Origin of the sequence: Paenalcaligenes niemegkensis (genome assembly GCF_022230885.1) — a bacterium.
In the GTDB taxonomy this organism is placed as follows: domain Bacteria; phylum Pseudomonadota; class Gammaproteobacteria; order Burkholderiales; family Burkholderiaceae_B; genus Paenalcaligenes; species Paenalcaligenes niemegkensis.
Genome location: NZ_JAKGCT010000001.1, coordinates 54,064 through 66,044 on the forward strand (window position 1 = coordinate 54,064; position 11,981 = coordinate 66,044).

An 11,981-nucleotide genomic window follows, 5' to 3' on the forward strand; every position below is an offset into this window, starting at 1 on the left:
GAGGGAGCGCACCGACACCCGCTACGCTCGCAATGCTGAATGCTACATCAACTCGTTGTACTATGCGCAATGCATGCTAAAAATGTGCACTCCTTGCGATAGGCAGGCATTAAGCTATGCTTTTTCGCCACCCCTAATAACTAAAAGAAATATTAAAATGGCATTATTGTCTACCGTGGGCGGTACCGGCCCATTACGATTCACTTAACAATATTGCCATTACACAGACAAACCAGACAGAGACTTACATCACTATGAAACTTGAAACCTTAGCGATTCACGCTGGATACTCCCCAGATCCCACAACTAAAGCCGTAGCCGTACCAATCTATCAAACTACAGCGTACGCCTTTGACAGCACGCAGCATGGTGCTGACCTATTCGACTTGAAAGTCCCTGGGAATATCTACACACGCATCATGAATCCCACCAATGCGGTGCTGGAAGAGCGCGTTGCCGCCTTAGAAGGCGGTGTTGCCGCTCTGGCAGTCGCGTCCGGCATGGCAGCCATTACCTATGCTATACAAACGATAGCCCAAGCTGGCGACAACATTGTTTCGGTTAGTAAGCTGTATGGCGGTACGTACAATCTGTTTGCCCACACATTTCCGCGCCAGGGCATTAATGTCAAGTTTGCCCCTCATGATGACATAGCAAAACTTGAAGCGCTAATCGACGAAAACACACGCGCCGTCTTTTGTGAAACCATTGGAAATCCCGGCGGGAACCTGATCGACTTGCAAGCGTTGGCAGATGCAGCGCACCGTCATGGCGTACCGCTTATTGTTGACAACACCGTTGCCTCGCCTGCTTTGTGCCGCCCGTTTGAACACGGCGCTGACATCGTGGTGCATTCGCTCACCAAATACCTGGGCGGACACGGCACCACAATTGGGGGTGCCGTCGTTGACTCAGGGAAATTCCCCTGGGCCGAGCATAAAGAACGCTTTCCGATACTCAATGAGCCCGACCCCTCTTATCATGGTGTGGTGTACACCGAGGCCTTTGGTCCCGCTGCGTTTATTGGACGTTGTCGCGTGGTGCCCTTACGTAATACTGGCGCTGCGTTGTCGCCCTTCAATGCGTTCCAAATCCTGCAAGGCATAGAAACCTTGGCGTTACGCATGGAGCGCCACACCGAGAATGCGCTCAAAGTCGCGCAGTACTTAAAAACGCACGAGCTGGTCAATTGGGTGCAGTATGCAGGCCTGGAGGATCATCCGGAACACGAACTGGCCAAGAAGTACATGGGTGGAAAACCCGCTGCAATTCTGAGTTTCGGCCTTAAAGGTGGCCGCGAAAATGGCGCCAGGTTTATTGATGCGTTGCAGCTAATTACACGGCTCGTCAACATCGGCGATGCTAAGTCGCTGGCATGTCACCCTGCCACCACCACTCACCGCCAGCTAAACGAAGAAGAACTGGAAGCGGCTGGCGTCAAACTGGATATGGTTCGTTTATCGATTGGTATCGAACACATTGACGACATCTTGGCCGACCTGGAACAAGCGCTGTCTGCCAGCAAATAAAAGCCTATCCCCATCGGACTGGGCGCTTAACCCTTATTAAGCTAAAAGCCCAGTCCTGCTGAACTGCCCTCTGGAAGTCTGACTTCCATCTATGGTCAAAAAGCTTTAGTTAGGAAGCGAATTCTTATTCGCCCAGCTTTAGCACAGATTCCAGCAGAGCCTGGGTGTCGAGTGATTTCATATCGCCAGTGGCTCCTACGGCGCGCATCAGAATTGGCAGCAGAGTCGGCAAATGAGACAACACTTGTTTTGAGCTAAGTCCGCTATGCTCGGCCATGTCGCTGATCATCGGTGTACCCAGGACTGACTGAAGCTGATCCGCATTAACGGGGAGGCTCTCTTCGCGGCTCATCCACGATGACACTACCGTCGCCAAACCGCCCTGATTAAAGGCAGCCACCAGGCCAGCCACGCCGCCGGGGTAGCCTTTTACCGCAGACACCAGCGCCGGAACAAGGCTTGCACGCTCTTGCTGCACCGGGCTAAAGGCAGTTGAAGCCACAGTCTTGAGGGAATTAAAGATACTCATTTTTTGCTCCACAGGCATCAAAGTTAGCTATTTAGATAATTGTGCCTTGCTTCGCAAGCAAAGGGGCAAAACAAATGCAAACAGGTGTTGCCATGGCAGCACCTGCCACCGTCAGTCAGGCGCCGTTAGTCTCCGAATTGTATACCTTGGGCCAAAGGCAAAGCACGCGAGTAGTTTATGGTATTGGTCGCTCTGCGCATATAGAGCTTCCATGCATCCGACCCGGACTCCCTGCCGCCGCCTGTTTCTTTCTCGCCCCCAAAAGCTCCGCCTATTTCAGCCCCTGAGGTCCCGATGTTCACATTGGCAATGCCGCAATCGGATCCCTCTGTTCCCAGAAAACGTTCTGCTTCGCGAACATCGTTGCTGAAAATCGCGGACGACAAGCCTTGAGGCACATCATTCTGCATCTGGATCGCATCGTCAAACTCTGCGTAAGGCATCACATACAGAATAGGAGCAAAGGTTTCATGACGCACGATTTCGGTTTGTGCAGGCATTTGCACCAAGGCAGGTTTTACATAGTAAGCATCCGGAAAGTCCTCGGTTAACAAGCGTTCGCCTCCATACACTTTACCCCCTTGATCGACGGCAGCTTTTAGCGCCACTTGCATCGCCTCAAAAGAAGCCTGGTCAATTAACGGGCCGACCAGCGTGGTGCTGTCCAGAGGATTACCGACTGGAGCGCTGTCGTAGGCTTTGAGCAAACGCGAAACAAGCTCATCCGCAATGCTCTCATGAGCAATAACACGCCTGGTTGAGGTGCAACGCTGCCCTGCTGTGCCAATGGCCCCAAAGAGAATACCGCGTACAGCCAGATCAAGATCAGCCGAGTCACTGACAAGGATCGCATTGTTACCGCCCAGCTCAAGCAGGCTGCGACCAAATCGTGCAGCGACACGTGGCCCCACTATGCGTCCCATACGGGTAGAACCAGTGGCTGAAACGAGCGCAACATCGGGATGATCTACCATTGCTTCCCCTAGCTCATGCCCTCCAACCATGACTTGTGACAAAGCAGGGGAGCATCTCCGAAGCGTTGAAGGGCCCGCTCAAACAAAGCCTGACACGCCAGCGCCGTCAACGGTGATTTTTCTGAAGGCTTCCAAACCACGGCATTGCCGCACACTAATGCCAATGTGGTATTCCAGGACCATACAGCTACCGGAAAGTTGAAAGCGGAAATCACCCCAACCACCCCCAGCGGATGCCATGTTTCCATCATGCGATGCCCGGGGCGCTCTGAAGCGATGGTCAAGCCATAAAGCTGACGCGACAGACCGACGGCAAAGTCACAAATATCGATCATTTCCTGAACCTCTCCCGCACCTTCGGCCAAAATCTTGCCCGCTTCTACAGACACAAGACGACCCAGTTTTTCTTTCTCCTCGCGCAACACCTCACCAAAAATACGCACCAGCTCACCACGGCGCGGCGCAGGAACGGAGCGCCAACCCAGATGGGCCTGTTTAGCGGCCTGAATCGCTTCAGCCATGTCGCCAGGCCCTTGCTCGACAACAGTCGCTATACGTTTTCCATCGATAGGCGAATGCACTTCCAGCGTTCCGTCACGCAACCTCGCCATATTAAGGCCAAGAGATTCAAGCAGTTCTGTGCTTTGCATTTTCATTCCCGAGTAATAGTGAAAAAACAGGCTGAAAGCAGCCGTTCGCTCATTGTTTTCCAATCAGAATATCATTTTCCAAATAGAAAACTTATCCCCCAAGGGAAAACACCAAGCGCTTTAATTTCGAAATATGAAAATAATGTAGCTAACTCACACGGCTTTTTGACTCACACCAAACAAACACAGAAATCGTTCCTGGAGTGTGGCTGTATGCATGAAAACCGATACGACGTAGTTATCGTAGGAGGCGCGGCCGTTGGTAGCGCAACGGCTTACTTTTTAATGTCTAATCCCGATTTTCACGGCCGCGTACTGGTAGTGGAAAAAGATCCTAGCTACCAATACTGTGCCACCACCTTATCTGCAGCCTCAATCAGACACCAGTTTTCCACCCCCGAAAATATACGGATGTCCTTATTTGGCACAGAGTTCTTGCGTGCTTTCGCAAGAAGAATGGCAGTCAACGGTGACACTCCTGATCCCGCCTTCGTTGAAGGGGGTATCTATTTCTTGCTACACCTGGGGGCGGCTCGGTATTGCAATCCAACGTACGCGTCCAGCAACAGGAAGGCGCAGATATTGAACTGCTAAGCGTAAAACAATTGAAGCAACGCTATCCATGGATGAATACCTCGGGTTTAGCAGGAGGAGCCTTAGGAGTGAGTGGTGAGGGGTGGCTAGATGCTTACGGCATGATGCAGGGCATGCGACGCAAAGCCATAGCTTTAGGTGCTACTTACTGTTCGGCCAGTGTCGCAGGACTATTGCATGAGGGCGACACCATCAAGGGGGTCAGCTTATGCAATGGAGAGCAGGTGCATGCTTCTACCGTCATTAACGCTGCAGGCACCGGTGCTAAAACGCTAAGCGCCTCGGTGGGAATCGAGCTACCCGTTGAGTCTCGTAAGCGCAGCGTGTTTTATTTCAAGTCGCCAGCCGCTCTCAAGAACTGCCCCATGGTCATCGACCCATCAGGTGCGTATTTCAGGCCCGAGGGCGAGGGCTTTATTACTGGCATATCACCCGAAGTCGACGACGACCCCGAATGCTATGACTACGACGTACAGCATGAGCTTTTTGAAAATCTCTTGTGGCCCTTATTAGCTGAACGGGTGCCGGGTTTCGAAGCTCTGCGGCTGCAACGAAGCTGGGCTGGTCATTACGACATGAACCTGATTGACCAGAACGTCATTATTGGTGAACACCCCGCTATCAAGAACCTGCTCTTTGCCAATGGTTTTAGCGGCCACGGTATGCAACAAGCGCCCGCGGTAGGCCGGGCGCTTAGCGAATTGATTGTGTATCACGCCTTCAAAACCCTGGACTTATCGCGTCTGGGCTGGAATCGCATTATTGAACAGCGGCCTTTAATCGAGCAAAACGTAGTCTGAGGCCGTCGACTGTGCTGCACGTAACTCAACAATTAATTTAGCGCTCAGCACTACTACCTTTACCAAGCACTACCCCACCGTCAGGAGACAATTATGGAAAAGCGTTTTGGTTTACGGCTACTTGCCCTTGGACTGAGCATGGCAATGCCTTTTAGCCTGTATGCAAATGACACCGTCAAAATTGGGATTGCCGGACCCTTTACAGGCGCTAACGCCGCATTCGGTGATCAATTATGGACAGGCGCTACGGCCGCAGCAGAAGCCATTAATACGGCCGGAGGCATTGATGGAAAGCAGATTCAACTGGTCAAGGCAGACGACGCCTGCGAGCCCAAACAAGCCGTCGCCGTCGCCAACCGATTGGTGGATCAGGATAAGGTAGTGGCGGTTATTGGCCACTTCTGCTCTTCGAGCACCCTGCCTGCTTCAGAGATATACGACGAAGCCGACATTCTATCCATGGCTACGGGGTCCACCCACCCCGACGTGACAGAACGGGGCCTGCCAACGGTCACTCGCATTTGCGGCCGCGATGACCAGCAAGCCACGGTCATTGGGGACTTCATTTCCAACACGCTGAAGGCCAAACGCATTGCTGTGATTCATGACAAGGATACATACGGACGCGGCCTGGCCGAAGCCACCCGTGGAGTGATCAAAGATCTGGGAACAGAAACAGTACTTTTCGATGGCGTGACCCGTGGAGAGCGCGATTACAACGCCTTGGTCACACGCATACGTGCAGCCAATGTCGATGCCGTGTTTTTTGGCGGTCTCTATGCCGAAGCGGGCACGCTGGTGAGGCAAATCCGCGAGCAAGGCATGACCATTCCGTACATCTCTGATGACGGTATTGTGGACCCGGCTTTCGTCACTGCCGCTGGTGGAGCGCAGTATGCCAATGGCGTCTACATGGGCTTTCCCCGCGATCCGCGAAACATGGAAAGCAGCAAGCCTGTAATCGCCAAACTAGAGTCTGAAGGCAAGAAAGCTGACGGCTTTACCCTCTACGCCTACGCTGGTGTAGAGGCAGTGTCTGCCGCCATAGCCGGAGCCAAAAGCCACAGCGGCACCGAACTTGCAGAGTGGCTGCAAAACAATAGGGTCGATACCGTTTTGGGCCCCAAGGAGTGGGATAGCAAGGGCGACCTCAAAGAGCCTGATTACGTCATGTACCAATGGGATGAAGACGGTGGTTATGCCGAGCTGAACTAGGTCTCTTGTCATGACTGCGACCGCGCCGTTTCGGGCGGTCGCTAACAATCAGCTATTCGCAGTCAGGAGGCGCGTTCATGGACTTTTATATTTTCGGTCAGCAAATCGTCAATGGTCTCACCCTGGGTTCTATTTACGGATTGATCGCCGTTGGCTACACCATGGTCTACGGCATTATTGGCATGATCAACTTTGCCCATGGGGACATCTACATGGTCAGTGCCTACATTAGTGCCATCACCCTGGCAATCGCCACTTTTTTCGGTATTCAATCTGTTCCCTTCGCCTTGTTGACCACCCTGATCGTCACCATGGTAATCACGGGTTTATACGGCTGGACGATTGAGCGCGCTGTATACCGCCCCCTTACCGGTACGACTCGCCTGGCCCCGCTTATCACCGCCATCGGTGTGTCACTGGTGCTGCAAAATTATGTGCAGCTGGCGCAGGGGCCGAATGTACAAGGTGTGCCTACCCTTATTGCCAGCAGCATACGCCTGGGTGATGAGAACCATTTCATACAGATACGCGTCATGAACCTCATCATCATGGGTTTCAGCATCGCCGCTATGGCGGGACTGACCTGGCTGATACATGGAACCAGCCTGGGCAGGCAATGCCGGGCCGTACAGCAAGACCGGAAAATGGCAACCATTCTTGGTGTCAATACAGCACGTATTGTGTCGATGGTGTTCGTCATGGGCTCGGTACTTGCCGCCATCGCTGGTGTGCTGGTGACCATGAACTATGGCTCTTTTGACTTTTACGTTGGCTTTATCATCGGCATCAAGGCTTTTAGTGCGGCGGTGCTTGGCGGCATCGGTTCACTGCCCGGCGCTATGCTGGGTGGTTTATTACTGGGTGTGCTGGAGTCGTTATTCGCCGGCTTCATTAGTAGCGACTACAAAGACGTGTTTGCCTTTGGAGTACTGGTAGCGGTGCTGATCTTTAAGCCCAGTGGCCTATTGGGCCGGCCTGCTGTGGAAAAGGTGTGATATGAGTACAAACACTCTGTACAGGCCAGCGCCAAGGAAGGGCATTTCTTGGGGACATTGTTTAAAAGATGCATTGATCGCCGGCGTCATTGCCTTGGTCGTGCTGGGTCCTATCACCAATATAGTATTAAAACAGTATGACTTCAGTTTTGTGCCCGACCGCACCCCTTTTGTGGTTAACGGGATGATCCTGGCGGTGATCGTAACCATCACCCGATTTGGTGTGGCGATCTTCAGTCAAACGTCATCCGGGTCAAATGTACTGGCGCGTTTCACTCGAAAAGACTCCTTGGGGGCCGCGGTGGAGTCGAGCCACGCTCCAACACGAACCCGTACCCTTGCTATCTTTGCGAGCAGTCTGATGCTAAGTGCATTGCTTATGCTGATGTCGTGGAAAGGGTGGATCCCCACTGGCGCAGCCTCTGCCCTGGTACTGATGATTCTGTTCGTGGTCTTCGCCTATGGAATCAGCCTGCCCAAAAGACGTGGCCAAAAAAACATCTGGAAGCTGCTGGTTCCCTTGCTGTTTATCTGCGGCTTTTTATTGCCCATCGCCCTTAACCATTTCAGTCTGCTTCCCAAGGTATGGATTAGCAATCTGACCCTGGCCCTGATCTATGTACTGTTAGGGCTGGGGCTGAACATTGTGGTGGGGATGGCTGGTCTGCTGGACCTGGGCTTCGTCGCCTTCTATGCCGTTGGCGCTTATTTTCTGGCTCTGGGATCAGAATACCTAGGTATCGGGTTTTGGACTGCCTTGCTTTTCGCGCCGATTGTCGCCGCTATAGCGGGAGCCATTCTGGGCTTTCCCGTACTGCGCATGCATGGCGACTATCTAGCCATTGTCACATTGGGCTTTGGCGAAATCATACGCCTGGTTCTCACCAACTGGTCAGAATTCACCGGTGGCCCCAACGGGGCGTCAGCGCCTGCGCCGACGTTTTTCGGCTTGGAGTTCTCACGGCGAGGCAGCGAAGGCAACCCTCCCTTTCATGAATTTTTCGGCCTGGATTATAGCGGTGATTACAAATCGCTATTTATCTATATTGTGCTGTTTGTTGTGGTGGCCATTGCGCTTCGATTTTTTAACCGCCTTCGGTACATGCCCATCGGACGCTCCTGGGAGGCCCTGCGTGAAGATGATATCGCGTGCCGGTCACTAGGCATCAATCACGTAACCATCAAGCTGGCTGCATTCATGATTGGGGCTGTTGCGGGCGGTGTCGCAGGGGTGTTCTTTGCCGCTTATCAAGGCTTTATCAACCCTACGTCGTTTAACTTTTTCGAATCGGTTCTAATATTGTCCATCGTCGTGCTTGGCGGCATGGGCTCGATGCTGGGTGTCATTATCGCAGCGCTGGTGCTTACCCTGCTGCCCGAATTCTTGCGTGATCTGGCCGACTACCGTGTATTGATGTTCGGGCTGCTCATGATTGTGATGATGATTTGGCGTCCCCACGGTCTGATTCGTGCTAAACGACCTGCTTTTGCCGGAGTCGGTCATGACTGAAGCCCAACAAGCCATTCTTGAGGTTCGCGGTTTAACGCAACGTTTTGGTGGGATTATCGCCAACAACAACATCAGCTTCGATGTGCAGCGTCACTCTGTCACCTCATTGATAGGGCCAAACGGAGCGGGAAAAACCACGGTATTCAACTGCATTACGGGGTTTTACCAGGCCAGTTCCGGATCTATTGCGCTGCACCGGGCAAATGGCCAGTGTTCGCATATCGCCGAACTGCTCACCCGCCCCTTTACGGGCGGCTCACATCAGGTAACCCGCGCAGGCATCGCTCGCACCTTTCAAAACATACGGCTTTTTAAAGACATGACCGTGCTGGAAAACCTGCTGGTAGCCCAGCATCGTCGCCTCGATAACAACCTGTGGCGCGGAATGTGGGCCACAGCATCGTTTGAGACGCACGAACAGCAGGGTGTAGAAACGGCGATGCACTGGCTGGAACGTCTGGACCTGACAGATCAGGCAAACCGGCTGGCAGGAGAACTGCCTTATGGCCGGCAACGAACGCTGGAAATTGCCAGGGCCATGTGCACCGATCCCATTTTGATTTGCCTGGATGAGCCCGCCGCTGGCCTTAACTCCATAGAAACCGAACGGCTCGCAGAGCTTATTCATCTGTTGCGAACTGAGTTTTCAGTCACCATCTTATTGATTGAACACGACATGAGCCTAGTGATGGATATTTCCGATCACATCGTCGTGCTTGATCACGGAGTCGTCATTGCCGAGGGAAAACCAGACGGAATACGCGAACATCCGGAAGTCATTACTGCCTATCTGGGAACCATAGACGAGGATGCATTATGAGCACACCGTTACTTGAACTTAAAAATGTGTGTAATGCCTACGGATCGATTCAGGTTCTGCACGATGTCAGCTTGCATGTGAATGCGGGTGAAATTGTGTGTCTGATAGGCGCCAACGGCGCTGGAAAAAGTACCCTGTTAATGAGCATCTTTAGTTCGCCGAAGATTACCCAGGGCGAAATTCTATATAACGGCGTTGATGTCGCTGCCATTGCCCCGCATCACGTGGCACGCCTTGGCATTGCCCAAGTCCCTGAAGGCAGACGCATCTTTCCGGGGATGACGGTAGAAGAAAATATACTTATTGGCACACTGCCCATCGGGATGCAGCATGCCGAGGAAGATAAAGCCGAAATATTTGCCCTGTTCCCTCGCTTGAAAGAGCGCCGAAACCAACGTGCCGGCACCTTGTCCGGTGGCGAACAGCAAATGCTTGCCATGGCTCGCGCCTTAATGGCTAGACCCGACACAATCCTGCTGGACGAACCCAGTTTAGGTTTGGCTCCCCTGATCGTCAAACAAGTATTTGAAATTCTGAAAGATATTACATCGCTGGGGAAAACGATTTTTTAGTCGAGCAAAATGCCTATCATGCGCTGAGCCTGTCGCATCGAGGCTACGTAATGACAAATGGCCGTATTGCCCTGACAGGAACCGGCAAGGAGCTTCTGGCTGATAGCACCGTTCGGGATGCCTATCTGGGAGGGAAGAAAAAGCTCTGATCTTCGTTATACACTTTGAGTCTTCTTTTCAGATTGCAACAAGGAAACCATATCGTGAGTCACCCCGATGTACAGAACAGCGAATCGGCCCTGGCAGAACGCGTGCGTTGGCTGCGTCAACAACGCGGGTGGACCTTAGAACAAGCTGGCAGAGCCTGCGTCGTTGCGACATCAAGCCTATCAAAAATCGAAAACGGACTCAGTTCGCCCACTTATGATGTGCTGCTGCGCATTGCAAAAGGATTCGGCGTCGATGTCGCAGAGCTATTTGTACCTGCCCGTGAGCACATGGGGGCTGGACGACGCACCATTGAACGGGCAGGCACTGGCGAGCTGCACGAAACACCGATGTACGAACACCGGGTATTGTGTTCGCAACTGGCCAACAAACGAATGATGCCCTTTATCACCCGTATCAAGGCGCATGCCATCGAAGACGACGAGGGCTGGAGCCGGCACGACGGCGAAGAGTTCGTCTATGTGCTTAAAGGAAGTGTTGAACTGCATACCGAGTTTTATCAGCCCGCCGTGCTGCATACCGGCGATTGTTTCTACATTGATAGCCGGATGCTGCATCGAGTGATTAACCATGCAGACATTGACGCGGAAGTCATGTGGATCAGTACCAAACCTGAGCTATGTGAATAATGAATGGAGACCTGTATGCACAACCTTCCCCTTTTACTCGACGCTGAACAAACGGCAGCAGCGTTAGCCTTTCCGGCATTGGTGGAGTCCCTGACGATAGCGGCTTCCGACTACGCTTCACAGGCTATCCTGGCTCCAACGCGCCAGGCGCTTTCGTACCCTAATGGCGCAACCATGCTGTCTATGCCAGCCACAGCAAAAGACATTGGCATACACAAGCTCGTAAACATCATGCCTGATAATCACAAACAAAACCTAGCGGTTATCCAGGGATTGGTCTGTGCCTACGACGGGCAAACGGGTGCTGCCCTGTTTGTACTAGATGGCCCAACGGTGACCGAACGCCGCACAGCTGCGGTGTCAATGCTGGGTATACGAGCGCTGTGGAATGATAGCTGCAAACATGTTGCGATCATCGGTGCCGGTGTACAAGCCATCGGTCATGCTCGAGCCGTGCATGCCTTGTATCCGGATGCCCACATTACCCTGGTAGCCAGAAACAGTGCAAAAGGAAAGCAGGCAGCAGAAAGTGTCGGCGACTGTGATATCCAGGTCAGCACAACGGTTCCCGCAGGGGCTGATGTCGTGATATGCGCGACCAGCAGCAGCACTCCGGTGTATCACGAAGCCCCCGGTCCCGGACGTCTCGTCATCGGGATGGGTGCCTATAGGCAGGATATGGCTGAAATAGCTCCCGGTGTCATTCACGGCAGCCGCCTTTACATTGATGACCCGGAATCTGGCCCGCATGAAGCGGGGGATTTTCTCCAGGCTCATGCATCATGGGACGAAGTCCACAGCATTGCGCATGCCTTGCGCTTTCCGCCCCCGCTGGACGCTGCCATGGTCTATAAAACCGTGGGCTGTGCGGCCTGGGACTTAGCCGCTGCACGCTGCGCGCGCCTGTCTCTTGGCCTGTCATAGTTGCCCAGACTCAAGTGCAAAACTATAGCTTCGGCCTCGAGCGTTTGTTAATCGCCCGCGGGCGTGGCCTTG

General features: G+C 53.0%; 8 protein-coding genes and 3 pseudogenes. 9 read left to right on the forward strand and 2 right to left on the reverse strand.

What is annotated here, in order from left to right:
* Window positions 1-254 precede the first annotated feature (254 nt).
* Window positions 255-1,529, forward strand: a complete 1,275-nt coding sequence (locus L1889_RS00295) for a bifunctional O-acetylhomoserine aminocarboxypropyltransferase/cysteine synthase (protein WP_238663379.1) — start codon at window positions 255-257, stop codon at window positions 1,527-1,529.
* 124 nt (window positions 1,530-1,653) lie between these two features.
* Here L1889_RS00295 and L1889_RS00300 read toward each other — a convergent pair whose 3' ends face one another.
* Together L1889_RS00300 and amaB are read right to left on the reverse strand one after the other, a co-directional pair.
* Window positions 1,654-2,058: a YidB family protein gene (locus tag L1889_RS00300; protein ID WP_238663380.1), complete on the reverse strand. Its 405-nt coding sequence runs from the start codon at window positions 2,056-2,058 to the stop codon at window positions 1,654-1,656.
* A 125-nt stretch (window positions 2,059-2,183) separates the two neighbouring features.
* Window positions 2,184-3,682 (reverse strand): annotated as a pseudogene (amaB, locus tag L1889_RS00305) (L-piperidine-6-carboxylate dehydrogenase).
* Window positions 3,683-3,895: 213 nt separating this feature from the next.
* On the opposite strand from amaB, the pseudogene L1889_RS00310 reads away from it, so the two are divergent.
* From L1889_RS00310 to L1889_RS00345, 8 genes and pseudogenes are all read left to right on the forward strand, one after another.
* Window positions 3,896-5,076 (forward strand): annotated as a pseudogene (locus L1889_RS00310) (NAD(P)/FAD-dependent oxidoreductase).
* Window positions 5,077-5,169: 93 nt separating this feature from the next.
* The gene (locus tag L1889_RS00315; RefSeq protein ID WP_238663381.1) at window positions 5,170-6,291 is read left to right on the forward strand and encodes a branched-chain amino acid ABC transporter substrate-binding protein; all 1,122 of its coding nucleotides are present in this window, start codon (window positions 5,170-5,172) and stop codon (window positions 6,289-6,291) included.
* Between the two features lie 77 nt (window positions 6,292-6,368).
* Entirely contained in the window at window positions 6,369-7,286 is a 918-nt protein-coding gene (locus L1889_RS00320) for a branched-chain amino acid ABC transporter permease (protein ID WP_238663382.1), read from the forward strand.
* A gap of 1 nt (window position 7,287) precedes the next feature.
* Entirely contained in the window at window positions 7,288-8,796 is a 1,509-nt protein-coding gene (gene livM / locus L1889_RS00325) for a high-affinity branched-chain amino acid ABC transporter permease LivM (protein ID WP_238663383.1), read from the forward strand.
* Window positions 8,789-9,616 (forward strand): ABC transporter ATP-binding protein, encoded by an 828-nt coding sequence (locus L1889_RS00330; protein ID WP_238663384.1) that lies wholly within the window; start codon window positions 8,789-8,791, stop codon window positions 9,614-9,616. The genes livM and L1889_RS00330 overlap by 8 nt, the downstream gene beginning before the upstream one ends.
* Window positions 9,613-10,337: pseudogene (locus L1889_RS00335) on the forward strand (ABC transporter ATP-binding protein). The gene L1889_RS00330 and the pseudogene L1889_RS00335 overlap by 4 nt, the downstream one beginning before the upstream one ends.
* Window positions 10,338-10,391: 54 nt before the next feature.
* Entirely contained in the window at window positions 10,392-10,985 is a 594-nt protein-coding gene (locus tag L1889_RS00340) for a helix-turn-helix domain-containing protein (protein WP_238663385.1), read from the forward strand.
* A 15-nt stretch (window positions 10,986-11,000) separates the two neighbouring features.
* Window positions 11,001-11,909: a delta(1)-pyrroline-2-carboxylate reductase family protein gene (locus L1889_RS00345; protein WP_238663386.1), complete on the forward strand. Its 909-nt coding sequence runs from the start codon at window positions 11,001-11,003 to the stop codon at window positions 11,907-11,909.
* Window positions 11,910-11,981 lie beyond the last annotated feature (72 nt).